General features: G+C 67.5%; 12 protein-coding genes. 8 read left to right on the top strand and 4 right to left on the bottom strand.

Annotated elements, in window-relative coordinates:
- Window positions 1–230: 230 nt before the first annotated feature.
- On the top strand, window positions 231–947 hold the full coding sequence (locus PST29_RS20250) for an MgtC/SapB family protein (RefSeq protein WP_060844185.1): 717 nt from the start codon (window positions 231–233) through the stop codon (window positions 945–947).
- A gap of 324 nt (window positions 948–1,271) precedes the next feature.
- Window positions 1,272–1,727: a response regulator gene (locus PST29_RS20245; RefSeq protein ID WP_060840268.1), complete on the top strand. Its 456-nt coding sequence runs from the start codon at window positions 1,272–1,274 to the stop codon at window positions 1,725–1,727.
- Window positions 1,728–1,819: 92 nt separating this feature from the next.
- Here the strand turns inward: PST29_RS20245 and PST29_RS20240 are convergent, their stop codons facing one another.
- On the bottom strand, window positions 1,820–2,728 hold the full coding sequence (locus tag PST29_RS20240; protein WP_060840267.1) for a LysR family transcriptional regulator: 909 nt from the start codon (window positions 2,726–2,728) through the stop codon (window positions 1,820–1,822).
- Between the two features lie 97 nt (window positions 2,729–2,825).
- Here PST29_RS20240 and PST29_RS20235 point away from each other — a divergent pair, with 97 nt between their 5' ends.
- From PST29_RS20235 to PST29_RS20225, 3 genes are all read left to right on the top strand, one after another.
- A complete protein-coding gene (locus tag PST29_RS20235) occupies window positions 2,826–3,701 on the top strand; it encodes a pirin family protein (RefSeq protein ID WP_060844184.1) in 876 nt (291 codons plus the stop codon).
- A 146-nt stretch (window positions 3,702–3,847) separates the two neighbouring features.
- Entirely contained in the window at window positions 3,848–4,474 is a 627-nt protein-coding gene (gene ycaC, locus PST29_RS20230; protein ID WP_060840265.1) for an isochorismate family cysteine hydrolase YcaC, read from the top strand.
- 248 nt (window positions 4,475–4,722) lie between these two features.
- Window positions 4,723–6,165, top strand: coding sequence for a mechanosensitive ion channel family protein (locus PST29_RS20225; RefSeq protein WP_060840264.1), 1,443 nt, complete (start codon window positions 4,723–4,725; stop codon window positions 6,163–6,165).
- A gap of 149 nt (window positions 6,166–6,314) precedes the next feature.
- Here the strand turns inward: PST29_RS20225 and PST29_RS20220 are convergent, their stop codons facing one another.
- Entirely contained in the window at window positions 6,315–7,079 is a 765-nt protein-coding gene (locus PST29_RS20220; RefSeq protein ID WP_060844183.1) for an AraC family transcriptional regulator, read from the bottom strand.
- A 97-nt stretch (window positions 7,080–7,176) separates the two neighbouring features.
- Between PST29_RS20220 and PST29_RS20215 the strand changes: the two genes are divergently transcribed.
- The 3 genes from PST29_RS20215 (at window position 7,177) to PST29_RS20205 (ending at window position 10,517) form a co-directional block, all read left to right on the top strand.
- Window positions 7,177–8,310 (top strand): MFS transporter, encoded by a 1,134-nt coding sequence (locus tag PST29_RS20215; protein ID WP_060844182.1) that lies wholly within the window; start codon window positions 7,177–7,179, stop codon window positions 8,308–8,310.
- A 132-nt stretch (window positions 8,311–8,442) separates the two neighbouring features.
- Window positions 8,443–9,516 (top strand): NAD(P)-dependent alcohol dehydrogenase, encoded by a 1,074-nt coding sequence (locus PST29_RS20210; protein WP_060840261.1) that lies wholly within the window; start codon window positions 8,443–8,445, stop codon window positions 9,514–9,516.
- Between the two features lie 89 nt (window positions 9,517–9,605).
- The gene (locus PST29_RS20205; protein ID WP_060844181.1) at window positions 9,606–10,517 is read left to right on the top strand and encodes a universal stress protein; all 912 of its coding nucleotides are present in this window, start codon (window positions 9,606–9,608) and stop codon (window positions 10,515–10,517) included.
- A 32-nt stretch (window positions 10,518–10,549) separates the two neighbouring features.
- Here PST29_RS20205 and PST29_RS20200 read toward each other — a convergent pair whose 3' ends face one another.
- Both PST29_RS20200 and PST29_RS20195 read right to left on the bottom strand, forming a co-directional pair.
- The gene (locus tag PST29_RS20200) at window positions 10,550–11,287 is read right to left on the bottom strand and encodes a Crp/Fnr family transcriptional regulator (RefSeq protein ID WP_060844180.1); all 738 of its coding nucleotides are present in this window, start codon (window positions 11,285–11,287) and stop codon (window positions 10,550–10,552) included.
- A 68-nt stretch (window positions 11,288–11,355) separates the two neighbouring features.
- Window positions 11,356–20,034 carry a glycoside hydrolase family 94 protein gene (locus PST29_RS20195; protein ID WP_060844179.1) on the bottom strand — a complete coding sequence of 2,893 codons (8,679 nt, stop codon included), beginning with the start codon at window positions 20,032–20,034 and terminating at the stop codon, window positions 11,356–11,358.
- Between the last annotated feature and the right edge of the window lie 108 nt (window positions 20,035–20,142).

Genomic DNA, 20,142 nt, shown 5'->3' with positions numbered 1-20,142 from the left:
AGGAGCCAGCTTGCTGGCGAAGGCTTTCTTGCCAGCGAGAGTTACCCTGCTGGCGAAGGCGTCTCTGCCCGCGAAAGTTACCCTGCTGGCGAAGGCGCCCTCACGGGCCGCTTCGCTGGCAAGCCAGCTCCTACGGTCGCCCGTGCGTCCGCGGCAGGCCATGAGACGTTCATGGACCGCTGCTAGAGTCCTCTGGTGCCATTCATGCCCTTCGCTCAAGGACAGTCGCCATGCAAGCTCTGCACAACATCAACCTGGACTCGCTGGTCGACACCCTGGTCAGCCTCAGCGCGGCCTTCATCCTGGGTGGCCTGATCGGTTTCGAACGCCAGTACCGGCAGCGCACCGCGGGCTTGCGCACCAACGTGCTGGTGGCGGTGGGCGCGGCGATCTTCGTCGACATGGCCAACCGTCTGGGCGGTGCCGACGGCGCGGTGCGGGTGGTGGCCTATGTGGTGTCGGGCATCGGCTTTCTCGGGGCCGGGGTGATCATGCGCGAGGAGGGCAACGTCCGCGGCCTGAACACCGCCGCCACCCTCTGGGCTTCGGCGGCGGTGGGGGCCTGCGCCGGTGCCGACCTGATCCTCGAGGCGTTGCTGGGCACCCTGTTCGTGCTGGCCGCCAATACCCTGTTGCGGCCCATCGTCAACAACATCAACCGCCAGCCGCTGGACGTGATCTCCGCCGAGGTCACCAACATCGTCTATGTGATTGCCCACCGTTCGAAACAGAAGGCCGTGTTCGCCTTGCTGGAAGCCGAGCTGGAACGCAGCAACTACCCGGCCAGCGATGTCGACGTGCATGCCTTTGGCAGCGATGAAGTGGAGATCGAGGCGATCCTGGCCACCACCTCGGTGGACGGTGAAGAACTGGATGCGCTGGTGGCGCGGCTGTCCACCTCGGCCCTGGTGCAGCAGGCGTTCTGGAGCCCGAGCACCACCGAGTGAGCGTTGCCCGCTGACAGCCTTGCGCGGTCTTTCTCGGTTTTCAGAGGCGTGTGCCGGTTTACAGGAAAAGCCTTACATCAAAACAAGACCCTGCCCGTCTGCAAAAAGCGGGTGGCGATTTAAGGTAGTCGGCAACCTTTTACCGAGATGGCGATCGGAACTGAGTGACAGCTGACTTGTCCGAAAAAAACGTCGGCAAGCCCGTTCTGGGCGTGGTTTTCAGATTAATCCTAGAGAAAACCCTCCGACACTTCCCTAGCCTTCTACCGATCTAGGAGGAAGGCCGGCAGTCGCCGGTCGTAGTCTCAAAAGCAGGATCCAGAAATGTCCAATAGAGCGCTGCGCATACTGATTGCCGATGATCAACATTTTCATCGGATGCAGATCGAACGAACCTTGAATCAACTCAATTACTACCGCATTGCCCCCGTGCACACATTGGAGGAACTGCTTTCGCTGGTGGAGTACGCCTGTGATCCGTTCGATCTGCTGATCATCAACGGCACCCTGGCCACCCACAGCGGTTTCGATCTGCTGGACTTCTGCCTGGACAACCCCCAGCTCGGCCACGCCCTGATCTATGACAGCCAGCGCTTTCCACCCATCCCCAGCAGCCTGCGGCACCGGATCCAGGCCAGCCGCGCCGAGTTGCCGGACAGCGAGGCGATCCGGCGTCTGATGCAGCAGATCGATCCGCCCGTGTTCCGGACCTCCAGGTCGGGCGGCATTCAGTGGCTGCCGGAACTGCAGCACGGCGGCTGGCGTGCCAGTGCCAATTGATTCAATCGCGCTCTATGCAAAACGGCATCCCCAGGGATGCCGTTTTACGTTGCGCTGCGGACAAGGCGCCGCCGATGCAGGCGGCGTCGGGTTCAGGCCATGTCGCTGTGGCTGAACTCCTCGCCAAGAAAGTCGATCAGGCTGCGCACCGACGGCAGCAGGCCGCGGCGTGACGGGAAGATCGCGTGCACGATCCCGCAGCGCGGCGCCCAGCCGGGCACCAGTTCCTGCAGGCGTCCGGCGTCCAGGTCTTCGCGGACCACCACCTTGGGCAGGTGGACGATACCGATGCCCGCCAGCACCGCATGTCGCAACGCCAGCAGATCGTCGGTGACCATCCGCGGCCGGTGGCGAATCAGCGCCTCGGCGCCGTCGGGTCCCAGCAGCTGCCATTGGTAATCCCGTTGCGCCGCTCCCCAGTGCAGGCTGGGCAGGCCGCTGAGATCGGCCGGGGTCGTCGGGCTCGACAGGCGTTGGAGAAAGTCCGGATGCCCCACCAGGCATTGGGTGCTGTTGCCCAGGACCTTCATCACCAGGTCGGTGTTTTCCAGGGGCGGGAAGCGCACCCGCAGGGCAATGTCGAAACCTTCGTGGATCAGGTCGACCCGGCGGTTGGTGCTTTCGATGAACAGCTCCACCAGGGGGTACTTGAGCATGAAGCGGGTGAGCATCGGTCCGACCCAGGAATTGAGCAAAGCCGTGGGGCAGGCCACCCGCACCAGCCCCTGGGGTTCGGAGCGATTGCGTTCGATGACTTCCGCCGCGCCCTCGGCTTCCACCCGCATGGCCAGGCAGCGCTGGTAATACTCCTGGCCGATCTCGGTCAGGGAGCAATGGCGGCTGGTGCGCTGGATCAGGCGCACGCCGAGGCGCTCCTCCAACTGGGCGATCCGCCGGCTGAGCTTGGACTTGGGCATGTCCAGGGCCCGTCCGGCCGCGGCGAATCCCCGGTGCTCCACCACCTGGGTGAAGTAGTAGAGGGTGTTCAGGTCTTCCAAGATCGTTCTCCAGATAGAACGCTAAGGGCGATTTTCGCAGTCTAGCGCGGCAAAGGTGCGAGTTTTAAGGTGTGCCCATCAGAAAGTTCTGGAGGGCGACATGAAAAACATCATTGGCATCTACACCGCTCCCCGGCCCCATTGGGTCGGCGACGGCTTCCCGGTACGCACCCTGTTTTCCTACGACAACCTGGGCCAGCACATCAGCCCGTTCCTGTTGCTGGATCATGCCGGACCCGCACAATTCAGCCCCACCAGCGCCCGCCGTGGCGTCGGCGAGCACCCTCATCGCGGTTTCGAGACGGTGACCATCGTCTACGACGGTGAAGTGGAGCATCGCGACTCCACCGGCAGCGGCGGCAAGATCGGCCCGGGCGACGTGCAGTGGATGACCGCGGCCTCGGGGATCATCCATGAGGAATTCCACTCCAGCGAGTTCGCCCGGCGTGGCGGCAACCTGGAAATGGTCCAGCTGTGGGTCAACCTGCCGGCGAAGGACAAGCTCGCGGCCCCCGGTTACCAGAGCATCCTCGCGGCGGACATTGCGCAGATCCCGCTGCCGGGCAACGCCGGCAGCCTGCGCCTGATCGCTGGTGAGTATGACGGTCAGCGAGGGCCGGCCCGCACGTTCACCCCGATCGACGTCTGGGACCTGCGCCTGCAGTCCGGCAAGTACCTGGAGCTGCCCCTGCAGGCAGGGCGCAATACCGCCCTGGTGGTGCTGCGCGGCACCGTGCAGGTCAATGGCCGGGAGCGGGTGGAGCAAGGACAACTGGCGCTGTTGGAACGCGACGGCGAGCTGATCAGCCTGCAAGCCGGCAGCGACGCCATTGTGCTGCTGCTCAGCGGCGAGCCCATCGACGAACCCATCGTCGGCCACGGTCCGTTCGTGATGAACAGCGAAGCGCAAATTCATCAGGCCTTCATCGACTATCAGTCGGGACGCTTCGGCCGGATGGACGCAGGCGGTCACTGACCGGCTGCACTGGCGCGGCTTGCATCGGCAACTAGGCTTTGCCAGTCGCGCGCTACACCCCGATGCCCGCCATGACCCGGAGGGCGCGCAGCACGGGTTTCATTCCAGCCGGTTGATCCGGCATCGATCATTAGCGAGGACTCACCATGACTAACGCCTACAAACGTCTCGACAAGGAAAACGCCGCCGTGCTGCTGGTGGATCACCAGGCCGGCCTGCTGTCGCTGGTCCGCGATATCGAGCCCGATCGTTTCAAGAACAACGTGCTGGCCCTGGCCGACCTGGCCAAGTACTTCAAGCTGCCGACCATCCTCACCACCAGCTTCGAAACCGGCCCCAACGGCCCGCTGGTGCCGGAGCTCAAGGCGCTGTTTCCCGATGCGCCCTACATCGCCCGGCCCGGCCAGATCAATGCCTGGGACAACGAGGACTTCGTCAAGGCGATCAAGGCCACCGGCAAGAAGCAACTGATCATCGCCGGGGTGGTCACCGAGGTCTGCGTGGCGTTCCCGGCGCTCTCGGCCCTGGAGGAAGGCTTTGAAGTGTTCGTGGTCACCGACGCTTCCGGCACCTTCAACGCCCTGACCCGCGACTCGGCCTGGAACCGCATGTCCAACGCCGGCGCGCAACTGATGACCTGGTTCGGCCTGGCTTGCGAACTGCACCGTGACTGGCGCAACGATGTCGAGGGCCTGGCGACCCTGTTCTCCAACCACATCCCCGACTACCGCAACCTGATGACCAGCTACAACACCCTGACCCAGGGCAAGTAAGCGCCCCCTGTAGCCACTGCCGCAGGCTGCGACACGCGCTTGAAGAGCGTGCAGCGCTCGCTCGGCGCCCCGGCAGTGGCTGCACCGATTCATGGCAACGGCCGCTGCCACCGGCCGCGCCCGGGGCCCCAGGGCCCTGTGCGTGCTCCGCAGCGCCCTGGCCTTCTTCGATCGGCGACTTTTCCAGCTATACCTGCTCCTGCTGCTTTCGTGCGATCTTGCCGTCCCCGTCTTGCCGGAGTGCTTCGATGTCTTCCCTGTTCAGCGATCATCCGTTGTTGGCCGCGCTGTTCCTGCTGTTCCTGGATGTGTTGCTCTGGCGCCTGATCGGCAGCCGCGGCGACTACTGGAAGCTGGCGGTGCGGGTGCTGATCTTCTCCCTCTACAGCCTGATGCTGTTCAACCAGGGCATGAACCCGATGCAGGCCGCGCCCTGGCCCGACGACGTGCCCCTGCACCTGGCCGCCACCGGCCTGGAAATCGGCTGGTGGCTGTTCGGCGCACGGACCCTGACGGTGCTGCTGGGCACCCTGATGATGCAGCGGGTCGGGCATACCGGACGCCTGTTGCAGGACCTGATGGGCGCGGTGATCTTCCTGATCGCCATCATCGCCGCCCTGGCCTATGTGCTTGAGCTGCCGGTCAAGGGGGTGCTGGCCACCTCCGGCGCCTTGGCGATCATCGTCGGCCTGGCGCTGCAGAGCACCCTAAGCGATCTGTTTTCCGGGATTGTTCTCAACACCACCAAGCCCTATCAGATCGATGACTGGATCGCCATCGATGGCACCGAAGGGCGGGTGCTGGATATTGATTGGCGCGCCACCCGGTTGCAGACCTCCCAGGGCAGCATGGTGGTGATTCCCAACTCCCTGGCGTCCAAGGCCAAGATCACCAACTTCAGCCGGCCGGTGGACGTCCACGGTCTGTCGGTGAGCGTGCAGGTCAGCCCCCACGCGCGGCCGCAGAAGGTCATCGAGGCCCTGGAGCGGGCCACCCTCGGCTGTCGCCTGCTGTTGAACACGCCGGCTGCCAGCGTGGCGATGAAAAGCACCAGCAGCACGGGCGCGGAATACGAGATCAGTGCTTTTGTCGCCAGCATGGGGCACAAGCGCGAGGTGCGGAACCAACTGTTCGACCTGGCTTTCCGCCATCTGCAGGCCAGCGGCATCAGCCTGCTGTCCAGTGGCGAGAGCAGCCAGCCGCTGACCTTGTCGCGGCCCCGGGCACTGCTGGACGCGTCGAGCATCTTTTCCACGCTGCGCCAGGAGGAAAAGGACACCTTCAGCCAGAACATGCACCTGCAGACCTTCCGTGCGGGCGAAACCATCCTGGCCGCCGGGGACGTCAGCGACCACCTGTTCATCATCGAGTCCGGCGTGGTGACGGTGACCATGCAGCGTGACGGCAAGCCCTTCGAGGCGGGGCGCATGGGCCCGGGGGAAGTGATTGGCGAAGCCGGGGTGGTGGCCGAGCAGGCCACGATCGCCGAGTTCTCGGCCAAGACCTTCTGCAGCCTGTACCGCATCGACAATGAGTTCCTCAAGCCGTGCCTGGACGCGCGCCATGACATCAACGAGGCGATGAAGAACCTTCTGGATTTTCGCCGGCACATGGCGCAGACCCTGGCCCAGGCGACCCCCAAGCCGGTGGCCAAGAAAGGCTTTCTGCAATGGCTGCGCAGCCGCACCTGAGGCACCGGCGATAGCAAACCTCGGCCCGGCCAGCGAGGCCGGGCAAAGCCCCCTTGGCGGAGCATTGCCGCAACAGGCCTTGTCACCACAACAAGCCCCTTGCCTGCGAAATGCTTCGTGCTGCCGCTTAAGTGAACAGCCTTACCCCCTTAGCGGAAATACGCCCGCGGCGTGGTGCCGGTCATGGCCTTGAAGAAGGCGATGAAGATGCTGTCGCTGGCAAAGCCCAGCTCGAAGGCGGTGTAGCCGATGCTGCGGCCGGTGGCCAGCAGCTCGATGGCGCGCATCAGGCGCCACTGCTGGCGCCATTGCTGATAGCTCAGGCCGGTTTCGCGCTGGAAGATCCGGCCGATGGTGCGGCTGCTGGCGCCGACTCGGGTGACCAGCACCTGCAAGGGCGGCGGCAGTGACTGCAGATCCGCCAGCAGCGGTTGCAGGCGCTTGTCCCGGGGCAGGGGCAAGGACAGCGGCTGGCGCAGGGCCAGGCGGATTTCCTCGATGCACAGGCCCAGCAGGTGCGGGTAGCGGCCCTGGCTCCAGTCGCAGTCGAAGGCGGCCTGGGCCATGGGTTCCAGCACCGCCCGAAGCAGCGGGCTGACCTCGATCACCGCCACCTCCCCGGGCAGTTGCGGGCTCAGCTCCGGGCAGAAGTACAGCGAGCGGTAGTCCACGCTCTGCTGCATTTGCGCACGGTGCGTCACCCCGGCGGGAATCCACGCCGCCCGCGACGGCGGCAGCAGGCACACGCGGTCGGCCAGGGTGATCCGGGTGCAGCCCTGGCGGGTGTACAGCAGTTGCCCGCGGCGGTGCCGGTGCAGGCCGGAGTCGTGATCGCCGAGGGTCGCGGCGATACCGATCAGCGGCGCGCTGAAGCGATCCGGGTCGAACTGTGCCTGTGGTTCGAGCCAAGCCATGGTTGACGTATTTCCGATAGTTGTTGGCAGGGTTGCGATAATACGCCAGGCGCCGCTGCCTAGAATCGTCGGCAGTTTTTTTGCCGAGTCCTGCCTGATGAATAACCGTTGCCTGTTGCCCCTGGCCCTGGCCCTGCTGATGTTCCCGCAGATCGCCCAGACCCTCTACAGCCCGGCCCTGGGCGATATCGGCCAGGCCTTTGGCGTGGCCCCCGGGCAAGCGGCCCAGAGCCTTTCACTGTTTGTTCTGGGCTTTGCCCCGGGGGTGCTGCTGTGGGGGCGCCTGAGCGATCGCTGGGGCCGGCGCCCGGCCTTGCTGGGGGGGCTGGGGCTGTATGTCCTGGCCCTGGTCATGGAGCTGCAGGTGCAGAGCTTCAGCGCGCTGTTGCTGTGCCAGGCCCTGGCGGCCCTGGGCGCGGCGGCGGGCTCGGTGGTGACCCAGACCCTGCTGCGCGACCGGTATCGCGGCAGCGAGCTGGTGCGGGTGTTTTCCCTGGTGGGCATGCTGCTGGCGGCGAGCCCGGCGATTGGCCTGTTCAGCGGTTCCGCCCTGGTGCAGGCCTGGGGTTACCGGGGCGCCCTGGTCGGCTTGCTGCTGCTGGCCCTGGCCCTGCTTGGCTGGTGCGCCCTGGCCTTGCCGGAAACCCGCCCGCCGGCCCAGCCCCTGGCGCCCCTGGTCGCGACCCTGTGGCAGATGCTCGGCGATCCGGGCATCTGGCGTTCGGCGCTGCTGGTGGCGGTGTTCAACATTGCCTTGCTCAGCTACTACAGCCTCGGGCCGTTCCTGTTCCGCGAGCTGGGGCAGGGCGAGCAGTGGTTCGGCTACAGCGGCGCGCTGCTGGCCCTGGGGTCGGGCCTGGGGGCCTGGCTCAACCGGCGCTTGCTGGCCCGGGGCTGGTCCGCGCGGCGCTTGCTGGTGGCGGCGGCGCTCGGTGTTTTGCTGGGCGCGGGCGGGGTCCAGGCCTTGCAGCACAGCCTGTGGCTGGTGCTGCCGATGTTCGGCGTGGTGCTCGGCTTCGGCCTGGCGATACCGAACATCCTCGGCTCGGCGCTGGCCGCCTACAGCGACCGGCTGGGCAGCGCCGGGGCCTGGTTCGGACTACTTTACTACCTGCTGATTGGGGCCGGCCTGCTGCTGGTGGCCTGGGCCCAGGCCCTGGCTGCGAGCCTGGCCCTGTGTGCCGCCGCGGCCTTGATGCTGGCCTGGTGGCGCGCCGCCGGGCGTGGCTGACACGGCCGGCCGCGAGCGGGCCAATGGCCGATTGCTTGATCATGATCAAGCCCTCGTCGGCATGATCCGCGCAGCCTGTCAGCAGATTTGCGCAGCCACGCAGAACCTTTCCCGGTACTGGAGGACTTGAACATGGCCAAGATGAAAGCAGCGATTTTCGTCGAAAAGAACCGCATCGTGCTGGACGACAAGGACATCCCCGAAATCGGTCCGCTGGACGCCCTGGTGCGCATCACCACCACCACGATCTGCGGCACCGACGTGCACATCCTGCGCGGCGAATACCCGGTGGCCAAGGGCCTGACCATCGGTCACGAACCGGTGGGCGTGATCGAGCGCCTGGGTTCCCAGGTCCGCGGTTTCCATGAGGGCCAGCGGGTGATCGCCGGGGCCATCACCCCCAGTGGCCAGAGCTATGCCTGCCTGTGTGGCTGCGGCTCCCAGGACGGCCCGGACACCCGCCATGGCTTTCGTGCCACCGGCGGCTGGAAGTTCGGCAACACCATCGACGGCTGCCAGGCCGAATACGTGCGGGTGCCGGACGCCCTGGCCAACCTGTGCCCGATCCCCGACGGCCTGAGCGACGAAGAAGTGCTGATGTGCCCGGACATCATGTCCACCGGTTTCTCCGGCGCCGAGCGTGCCGAGGTCAATATCGGCGACAGCGTGGCGGTGTTCGCCCTGGGGCCCATCGGCCTGTGCGCGGTGGCCGGGGCCCGGCTCAAGGGCGCCACCACCATCATCGGCGTCGACACCGTGGCCGCGCGCATGAGCGTGGCGCGCGGGCTGGGCGCCACCCACGTGGTGGACTTCAAGCAGGGCGACGTGGTCAAGCAGATCATGGAGCTGACCGACGGCCGCGGGGTCGATGTGTCGATCGAGGCCCTGGGCACCCAGGGCACCTTCGAATCGGCGCTGCGGGTGCTGCGTCCGGGGGGCAAGCTGTCGAGCCTGGGGGTCTACTCCAGCGACCTGCGCATCCCCCTGGATGCCTACGCCGCCGGCCTCGGCGACCTGAGCATCCTCAGCACCCTGTGCCCCGGCGGCAAGGAGCGCATGCGCCGGCTGATGGAGGTGGTTGCCAGTGGCCAGGTGGACCTCAAGCCGCTGGTCACCCACCGCTTCAAGCTCGATGACATCGAAGCCGCCTACGAGCTGTTCGCCAGCCAGCGCGACGGTGTGATGAAGATCGCCATCACGCCATGACCCGCGCACCGGGTGGCCTTGATGCATATCAAGGCGCCCGGGCCCGTCTGCCTCGACACTTCGGCCATCACCGTCCAAGGAGGTTCACCATGAGCCAGTACCAGCGCCTGTTGCTGATTGCCGACCCCCAGCAGCACCAATCCCCCGCGGCTCGTCGCGCCGCCGCCCTGGCCCAGGCCAGTGGCGCAGCGCTGCATGCCCTGGTGTTCGTCGAACCGCCGGCGCGCACCTACCTGTGGGAAGAACACCTGGAAGACAGCGAACGCCAGGCCTACCTGCAACGCCATGAGCGCTGGTTGCAAGTGGAGGCCGAATGGATGCGCGAGCAGGGCGTCGAGGTCACCACCCAGGTGATCTGGAGCACCCAGGTGCTCAAGGACATGCTGGTCTACATCGACGAGTTCCGGCCCGACCTGTTGATCAAGGACGTGACCCTGGAATCGGCCCTCAAGCGAGTCTTCGTCACCCCGCTGGACTGCCACCTGCTGCGCGAGGCGCCGGTGCCGGTGCACCTGGTCAACGAGGCGCCGCACAAACTGCCCCGGCGCATCGTCGCCGCCGTCGACCCGGCCCAGTCCGACACCCAGATCAGCGGCCTCAACGCTCTGATCATCCAGACCGCCAACGCCCTGGCCCTGCAATGCGATGCCCAGCTGCACCTGCTGTATGCCTACGACCTGATGCCAATGCTCGACGGCGTGGCGCCGGTGGCGTCCACCGCCTGGAGCGTCAACTGCCTGGACGAGCTGCGCGACTCCCTGCACAAGGAGTTCGAACGCCTGGGCGATCAGTACAACGTGCCCCAGGAATTTCGCCACTTCATCATGGGCCCGCCAGTGCCTGGCATCGCCCAGTTCGTCGACGAGTACCTGGTGGACGTGGTGGTCATGGGCACCGTGCACCGCACCGGCTTTGGCCGCTTGATCGGCAGCACCACCGAGCGCGCCCTGTACTCGATGCCGGGCAGCATCCTGGCGGTGAAGGCGCTGAGCCCGAGCTGAAATCCCCGCCTTGACCCCGCCTGCGGCGAGCCTCAGCCCGGCTCGTCGCCCTGGCTGCCCGGCAGGTACGGCAGCAGGCGCGCGGTTTCCTTGCGCACCACCGCGTAGCACTCGCAGCTGTGCTGTTCCAGGCGTGACCGGTCGAGGACATTGATGCGTCCGCGGCTGTACTCGATGATGCCCTGGCGCTGCAGTTTGCCGGCGGCCTCGGTGACCCCTTCGCGGCGCACCCCGAGCATGTTGGCGATCAGCTCCTGGGTCATCACCAACTGGTTGCCCGGCAGGCGGTCCAGGGACAGCAGCAGCCAGCGGCACAGTTGCTGATCGATGGAGTGGTGGCGGTTGCACACCGCGGTCTGGGCCATCTGGGTGATCAGCGACTGGGTGTAGCGCAGCATCAGCAGGAGCATCTCGCCGTGGCGGTTGAACTCGTCCTTGAGGCGCTGCCCGGGCAGGCGCAAGGCGTGCCCGGCACTTTGCACGATGGCCCGGCTGGTGGTGCTCTCACCGCCCATGACCAGGGACACCCCCACCAGCCCTTCGTTGCCCACCACGGCGATTTCCGCCGAGGCGCCGTTTTCCATCAGGTACAGCAGCGACACCACCGCGTCGGTGGGGAAGTACACATGACGCGGGATATCCCCGGATTCGTAGAGCACCTGGCCCAGGCTCAGGGCCACCGGCTTGAGATGGGGCAGCAGGCGCTCCTGCACCACGGCCGGCAGTGCATTGAGCAAGTGGTTGGGCCCGAGCCCAAGGTTGTCGAACATCTCAGAACCACCGGATGGCAAGGCGTCAGCGCTCACTCAGGGTAGTACAGGGCCTGGCCCGCTGTCTGTCATGGCGCCGGCTCGCTGACGGCCGCTGTCAGGGAATGCCCGGCCTGTGGCGGCGCGGCGCTGGCGGGCCAGGTCAGCAACACCCGGTGCGCCCGGCCGTCGTCCAGCAGCGCGATGGCCAGCCCCGGCAGCGGTCGGCCGTCCAGGCTCAGGCTGAGGATGGCCCCGGGGTTCTGCCGCACCTCGATTTGGTACAGGGTTTCGCCAAACCGGTAGTCCAGGCTGTAGCCCGGCCAGTGGGCCGGGATCACCGGTTCGATGTACAGCTGCTGGCCTTCGCGGCGCAGCCCCAGCAGCGACTCGACGATCAGCCGGTACATCCAGCCCGCCGAGCCGGTGTACCAGCTCCAGCCGCCACGCCCGGTGTGGGGCGCCACGCCATAGACGTCGGCGGCCATCACATAAGGCTCGACCCGGTAGGTGGCCACCTGCTCGGCGCTGCGTCGGCTTGCCGGGTTGATCATGCGCAGCAGCTCCCAGGCCCGGGCGCTGTCCCCCAGGCGGGCGAAGGCCATGCAGGCCCAGATGGCCGCGTGGGTGTATTGCCCGCCGTTCTCCCGCACACCGGGCACGTAGCCCTTGATATAGCCCGGGTCCAGCGGGCTGTGGGCGAACGGTGGGTCCAGCAGCAACACCACGCCGCTGTCGCGGCGCACCAGGTGCCGGTCCAGGGATTCCATGGCCTGGCGCTGGCGGGCGTCACTGGCGGCGGCCGACAGCACCGACCAGCTCTGGGCGATGGAGTCGATGCGGCATTCCTGATTGTCGGCGCTGCCCAGGGCCTGACCGTCGTCGAACCAGGCCCGGCGATACCACTGTCCGTCCCAGGCCTGGCTGTCGAGGGCCGTGCGCAAGGCCAGGGCCTGCTCGCGGCAGGTCCGGGCGAAGTCCGGATCGTCGTGCTGTTCGGCGGTGACGGCGAAACGCTGCAGCACCTGATGGCTGAAGAACCCCAGCCACACGCTTTCCCCCAGGCCGCGCTCGCCGACCCGGTTCATGCCGTCGTTCCAGTCGCCGGTGCCCATCAGCGGCAGCCCGTGGACGCCGCGCCGGCTGCCGTGCTCGATGGCTCGCCGGCAGTGCTGGTAAAGGCTCTCCCGCAGCCCGCAGGTTTGCGGCAGGTCGTAGTAGGACTCTTCTCCGGGATTGAGCAGGCGACCTTCCAGGTAACCCACCTCGACCTCCAGCACGCTGCGATCGCCGGTGATCTGCACGTAGCGGCTGGTGGCCAGGGGCAGCCAGAGGAAGTCGTCGGAGCAGCCGGTGCGCACCCCGCGATTCTGCGGCGGGTGCCACCAGTGCTGAACGTCGCCCTCGGGGTATTGATGGGCCGCGCACAGCAGCAGGTGTTCCCGGGCCAGGGCCGGCTCGGCGTGGATCATCGCCATGCTGTCCTGCAACTGGTCGCGAAAGCCGATGGCGCCGCCGGACTGGTAGAAACCGCTGCGCGCCCAGAAGCGGCAGGCGATGGTCTGGTACATCAGCCAGCCGTTGGCCATGACATCGATCGCCGGTTCCGGGGTGTGCACCTGGATGCAGTCCAGGCTGCGTCGCCAGTGCCGGTGCACCGCCGCCAGCTCGCTCTGGGCCATCTGGCTGCCGCGGTATTGCAGGACCCGGCGGGTCGCTGCCTTGGCGTCGGTTTCGGCCCCCAGGCGGAACAGCACTTCCTGGCTCTGGCCGTCGGCCAGCTCCAGCGCCACCTGCATCGCCGCGCACGGATCGAAACCGGCGCCGGAACGCCCGGACAGGCGCTCTCGGGTCAAGGCCGCCGGTGCCGCGAGGCTGCCGTTGCGGCCGATGAACTCGCTGCGGTCGCCGGTAAAACTGCGCACCGCCGAGTCGGTGTCGAGAAACGCCACATGCCCGGAGAACTCCATGTTGTAAGGGTTGCGGGCGAACAGCGCGCCACTGACCGGATCACTTTCAGTGACCACGTGCATGGCCGAGCGGCCGCGCAATTCCCCCAGCACCCATTCCACGTAGCTGGTGACCGTCAGGCGCCGTGGCCGGCCGCTGCGGTTGCCGATCTTCAGCCGCGAGAACTTGATCGGCGCGTCCACCGCGACATACACCGTCAGCTCGCTGTGGATGCCGTTCTCCTCGTGCTCGAACACGCTGTAGCCGAAGCCGTGGCGGGTGCGATAGCTGCCGCTGCCGGGACACGGCTGCGGGGTCGGTGACCAGACCTGGCCGCTGTCTTCGTCGCGCAGGTACAGGGCTTCGCCGCTGGGGTCGCTGACCGGGTCGTCGTGCCAGGGGCTGAGGCGGTATTCGTGGGCGTTTTCGCGCCAGCTGTAGGCGCCGCCGCTTTCCGAGATCACCGTGCCGAACAGCGGGTTGGCCAGGACGTTGGCCCAGGGCGCCGGGGTCGGCTGCCCGGGGTTGAGGGTGATCAGGTACTCGCGGCCGTCGCTGCTGAAACCGCCGTAGGGCGTTTGCAGAATCAGTTCCGGTTGCGCGGCTGCCGGGGCACTGCCGGCCGGTTGCGGCAGGCGCACCAGGGGCGCCTCCAGGCGTGGCAGCGAGGGATCGGCGCGGCGCCGGTGGACCTGCTCGGCGAGGCTGCCGCGGCTGTCGCTGATCACCAGGCGCGCCACCGCCAGCATCAGCACGCGGTCTTCGCCGGACAGCTGCTGGGCCGGGCGCACGAAAATGCCCCCCGGGCGGTCGATCAGGCTGGCTTCGCTGCCGGAGGTCACCAGGCCCATGATCAGGTCCTGGAGTTGCTGGCGATAACCGACCTGATCCTCGTTCCAGATCACCAGGTCCACAGCCAGGCCTTTCTGGCGCCAGTAGGCGTGGGCCTTGATCAGTTGCTGCACCAGGGCGATGTTGGCCAGATCGCCCACCTGCAGCAGGACGATCGGCAGGTCGCCGGAAATGCCCTGGCCCCAGAGCCCGGACTGGCTGCGGCGGTTGCCCAGCAGCAGGCTGCTGTCGGCGCGCAGGCTGGCGTTGGCGTACAGCAGCGAGGCGGCCATCTGCTGGTACAGCCGGGCTTCGGCCAGGGACGCGTTGAGCTGGCGCAGCAACACCTGGCTGTGGGTCCAGGCCAGGTCGAAGACCCGGTCCGCCAGGTGCCGGTCGCGGTATTTGTGGATCAGTTGCAGGCACTGTTCGCGGCTGTCGGCGACCCCGGTCACCAGATCGATGGTGGCGCTCTGGCCGGGTTCGAGGGTGATCCGGCAGCGGATCGCCACGATCGGGTCGAGCACCGGTCCGGCGCTGCCCGACAGCCGCTCGACCTGTGGGTCCAGGGCCAGGGGCGCGGCCAGATCGCGGCCCCGGCCGATGAAGCGCGCGCGGTCGGTTTCATAGGAAATAGCGTCGATGTCCACACCGTGGGCCGCCAGCAGGTGGCACAGCCACGGCACCGGCTGTTCCTGGGAACGCGGTCGGCGGCTGCAGACAATGGCCTGCAACTCCGGCAGCAGTTCGGTCTCGATGAACAGGTTGCTGAAGGCCGGGTGGGACGCGTCGCTCTGGGCCGTGGCCAGGACCACTTCGGCGTAGCTGGTGAGCTCGATGCTGCGTCGTACCCGGGCCCGGTTGCACAGGTGCAGGCGGCGCAGCTCGATGGGGTCCTCGGGGGACACGACGATTTCCGTGTGGCTGTCGAAGTCTCGCTCGCGCACCCGGAATTCGGCCCGGGCATCGGTGAAGATCGCCTCGAAACCCTGCGGCCGGCGGCGGGTCGGCTGGTAGGCGGCGGACCAGAAGTCGCCGCTGGCCACGTCCCGCAGGTAGCAGAACTGGCCCCAGTGATCCCGGGTCGGGTCTTCGTGCCAGCGGGTCACCGCCAGTTCGTTGCAGCGGCTGTAGCCACCACCGGCGCTGCTGAGCATGACGTGGTAATGACCGTTGGACAGCAACTGCACCGCCGGGCGCTTGCGGTCCGGGTCGGCGAACACCCGCAGTTTGTTCTCGTGGGCCCGGGCCGCTTCGTCGGCCGCAGGTGCTCCGGCGGCGTGCAGGTACTGGGCGGCGGTTTTCGGCACCCGTTCCTGCAGCAGCAGGGCGATGGCCTGGAACTGCGGATCGGATTCGAAGCGCCGTTGCATGGGCTGCTCCAGCAGCAACCAGGCCAGGGCCAGCAGGCTCATGCCCTGGTGGTGGGCCATGAACGACTGCACCACGGCGTGATCCTGGCCCCGGGGCAGGCGCGACTCGGTGTAGTCCACGGCTTCATACAGGCCAAAGCGTCCCGCCAGCCCCAGCTGGGCCAGGCGTTGCAGGTTCTGGCAGGCCGCCTGGGGCGCCACCATCAGCGCCAGGACGCTGGCGTAGGGCGCCACCACCCGTTCCGCGCCGAGGCCGCGCTTGAGCCCCAGGCCCGGCACGCCGAACGCCCGGTACTGGTAGTTGAACTGGCTGTCGAGGGTGTTGTAGCCCGACTCGGACACGCCCCAGGGCAGGCCCTGTTGCTGGCCGTACTCGATCTGCAGGGCCACCGCGGCGCGGCAGGTCTGGTCCAGCAGGGTGCCCTGGTAGCTGGGCATCACCAGCATCGGCATCAGGTACTCGAACATCGAGCCGGTCCAGGACAGCAACACCGGGGTTCCGGCGCTGCTGGTGAGCAGGCGGCCGAGGGCGAACCAGCTTTCCTGGGGCAGCTGTCCCTGGGCGATGGCGACAAAGTGGGTCAGGCGCACCTCCGAGGCCAAGAGGTCGTAGTAGCCGGCATCCAGGCGGTGCTCTTCGGCGTTGTAGCCGATCACCAGCAAATGGCGCCGGGTGTCGTAGAGAAAGCCGAAATCCATCTGCGCCATGCTGGCCACGCTGTCCTGCAGGCGGTCGGCGCAGGTGACGCGTTCCAGCGCCAGTTCGCGCACCGCGTTGATGCGCTCGCGGTGCAGCGGCGGCCAGTCTTCCGCGGCCAGTTGCGCCAACTGGCGCCAGCCCAGGGTGCCGAAGCGGCGGCCGTCGGCCATGGGCGGCAGGCAGCGCCATTGCAGTTCGTCATGCAGGTCCTGGCATTGCGCGGCCAGTGCCGCGCGCCAGTAGTCGACATCGTCCGCGCTCTGACCCGGGGCCTGGGCCGCGCCTTGGGCAATCCGTTGCAGCAGCCCGAGCAAGGCATCCGGGGCGACGTCCGCGTGCAGGCTCAGGTGCTCCTGCACGGCGCGGGTTTCCAGGCGCCAGCGCAGCACCGGCGTGGTGTCCTGGCCGGCCGCGGTGAGGGCGTCCTGGAACACGTCGAGGCTGTCCAGCAGACCGTTGGCGATCTGCGGCAGGTGCGGCGGGTTGTCCACCAGCGCCTGCAGGCCGGGGCGCAGGGTCAGCAGCAGGCCCGCCAGGTTGCCGCTGTCCACGGTGGACACATAGCGCGGCGGCAGAGGTTGCAGGCTCTGGGTGTCGTACCAGTTGTAGAAGTGCCCGCGGTAGCGTTCCAGGCGACCCATGCTGGCCAGCATCTGCTCCAGGCGTTGCAGCAGCCGGCGGCTGCTCAGGTAGCCGAAGTCGTGGGCCGTCAGGTGCGCCAGCAGGGCCAGCCCGAGGTTGGTCGGCGAGGTGCGATGGGCGATGCGGCGCTGGGGCTGTTCCTGCAGGTTGTCCGGGGCCAGCCAGTTGTCCTCGGGGCCGACGTACTGGTCGAAGAAGCCCCAGGTGCGGCGGGCCAGGCTCTGCAGAAAACGCCGCTGGCCGGCGCTGGGGACGAAGGCCACCGGGCTTGCGGGGCGGCTCAGCCACCAGGCCAGGGCCGGCCCGGCCAGCCAGGCCAGGAGCAGGGGCGCGGCCATCAGCAGTTGCAGCCGCGGCCACAGCAGCCCCGTCAGCAACAGCGCCAGCAGCGGACCGACCCACATTCGCCGGTACAGCTGCAGCAGGCTGTCGTCCGGGCCGCGCTCGGCTTCCCGCGAGGGCTGCCATTGCAGGCGGTGCCGTTTGCTGATGCCCATGCGCCACAGCGCGCGGGCCATGGCATCCAGGCTGTAGGCGGCCTCATAGGGCAGCCAGGCCAGGGGCAGCAGGGCCCGGGACAGGTGCTGGCCGGCGCTGCTCAGGGCCGCGTTCAGTTGTTGCAGCAACGGCACTTCCGGGGTGTTGTGCAGCAGCTCGCGCAAGGCCGCCGACAGCGGCAGCACCAGCAGCACAATCAGCACCGCCAGGGTCCAGGCCAGGGGCTGGGTGGAGCCCAGCCAGCCCCACAGCAGCATGCTCAGCAGGGCCAGCGGCTCCAGGCTGCGGCGCAGGTTGTCGAGGATCTTCCAGCGCGCCAGGGGGCTCAGGCGATTGCTTTCCAGGCCGCCGGCGGCCCTGGGCGACCAGGGCAGGAGCCAGGGCAGCAGTTGCCAGTCGCCACGGATCCAGCGCTGGCGGCGCTTGACGTCGGCGCTGTAGCGCGCCGGGTACTCTTCGAACAGCTGTACGTCGCTGAGCAGGCCGGAACGGGCATAGCAGCCCTCGATCAGGTCGTGGCTGAGAATCCGGTTGTCGGCGAAGCGCCCGCCCAGGGTCTGCTCGAAGGTGTCCAGGGCATAGATGCCCTTGCCGACGAAGGAGCCTTCCTGAAACAGGTCCTGGTAGACGTCCGACACCGCGCGGGTATAGGGGTCGATCCCGGCGTCACTGGCGAACAGCCGGGAATAGGCGCTGCGCGCGGTGCTCGACAGGCTGATGCCGACCCGTGGCTGGAGAATCCCGTAGCCACTGACGATGCGCCCGCTGAGCGGGTCGGTCTGCGGGCGGTTCAGCGGGTGGTCCATGGCGCCCACGCATTGCTGGGCCACGTCCCGGGGCAGTTGGGTGTCGCTGTCCAGGGTGATCACGTAGGTGATCTCGGGCAGCGCCTGGATCAGCAGGAAACGCTCGTGGCCACGGCCCCGCAGCAGGGCGTTGAGGTCTTCGAGCTTGCCGCGCTTGCGTTCGTGGCCCATCCAGCAGTGTTCGCCGGGGTTCCACAGGCGTGGCCGGTGCAGCAGGTAGAAGCGATCCACCGCCTCTTCGGGGTACTTCAGGTTCAGCGCCTCGATGCCTTGTCGGGCCAGCGCCAGCAAGGCAGCGTCGCCGTCCTGGGTTTCGCTGGGGGCGTCGAGAAAGTCGCTGAGCAGGGCGAAGTACAGCTGGGCATCGCGGTTGGCCAGAAAGCGCACTTCCAGGCCTTCCACCAGCTCTTCGACATCCGCCGTGCTGCCGAACAGGCAGGGCACGGCCACCAGGGTCCGGGCGCGAGGGTCGATGCCTTCGCTGTAGTCCAGACGCGGCAGAATGCCCGGGGCCACGGTCAGGGTCACCAGGCCGTTGATCAGGCCGATGGCCAGGCGGCTGGAGAGCAGCAACGCCGGCACGGCCCACAGTGCCAGCCAGTAATGGCCGGGGGCGGCTTCCTGGTACAGGGCGTCGAGAAACGGCCAGGCGAACAGCGCCGAGAGCAGCATCACCGGCCCCAGGAAAAAGCCCAGGGGCGCCTGGGTCAGCAGGCGCCGGCCCCGTTCGGCCAGGGGCACCCGAGCCTGGATGTGTTGTTCAAGCGTGCGGCGTCCGGCGCCGATCAGGTAATGCCCGACATGGCCGGCCACGGCTTCCGGAGCTTCGGCGCGATAGTGGGCCCGGGCCAGTTCGATGCACTGCCGGGCCACCTGCTGTTCGCTCAGGGGGCAGTGGCGGGCCAGGCGTTCGAGCACATGCCGGTAATGGTCGCGGGTGGCAAAATCCATGCGCCGGTAGACCTTGGCCGGGTCCTCCTGCAGTTCCTGTTCGACCCGGCTCATCAGCTCGACGAACTCGCGCCAGTTGCTGGCCGAGAGCAGGCGCAGGCTGGAAATGCTGTTGCTGATGGACACCTGGTCGGCGGCCTGCTGCTGGGCGTCGAGCTGCACCAGGCGCTCGATGTTCAGCCCGGTTTCCCCCAGCAGTTGCTCGATCCAGGCCAGGGGCAGCACCAGGGCGGCGTTCTGCCCTTGCAGGCGGCGCGCCAGTTCGGCGACGAAGGCGGCACTCATGGGCGGCGCCGAGCGGGCCATGTCGGCCACCGCCAGCACCACGCTCTTGGCGTCCTGCTCGGCGGTTTCCATCAGGCGGTCGGCCCAGTCGTTGGCCAGATTGCGCTCGCTCCAGTTGGCCATGACCCGGAAGGCCACCCGGCGCAGGTTTTCGATCAGGGCCAGGCGCAGCATGATCGGGATCGCCCACAGCTCGCCGAGCATCAGCGGGGTGACGCTCTGGTAGCTGTCGACGAAACGCCCCAGGCTTTCGCTGTCGACCCGGCCGTCGCCGTGGGAAATGGTTTCCAGGGCAATGTCGTAGACCCGGGGCAGGCCCGCCGACTGACCGTTGGCCAGGCGCGGCAACTGCCGGCTGTAGCCCCGGGGCAGGTGGGTGCGGGTGATGCGGATCTGCTCTTCCAGCAGGTAGTAGTTGTCCAGCAGCCACTCGGCGGCGGGGGTGGCCCGGGGCGAGTTGCCGGTGGCGGCGGTCAGGCTCTTGCAGCAACTGGCCAGGGCGCCGGCGTTGTCCGCCAGGCGTGCCAGCAGCCAGTCCGGGTTGCGACTGCGACTCAGGCGGTGCTGTTGCGCCAGCAGGGTGCCGTGGCTGGCCATCTGCTCACTGCTGAACAGTTCCGAGCGCAGCGGCGCCTGGTATTCGACGCTGTTGCGCGAGGCCTTCCATTGGCCGTATCTGGCGGTGGGCAGCTGCCAGAACCTCAGGAATGCGTGGGTCCAATGACTGTCCATGTTTTCCTTGGCATAACAGAGCCGTCCCTCGGCACGGGGTGCGAGGGAGGGCCGGGAGCGGGGCGTGCGGTCAAATCGATGCACCGTCGCGACGAACGTTTCAGGCAA

The organism is Pseudomonas sp. St29, from assembly GCF_001547915.1.
Lineage (GTDB): Bacteria > Pseudomonadota > Gammaproteobacteria > Pseudomonadales > Pseudomonadaceae > Aquipseudomonas.
Note: the sequence above shows the minus strand (reverse complement) of the source record. Positions and strands in the feature narration are given on the sequence as shown.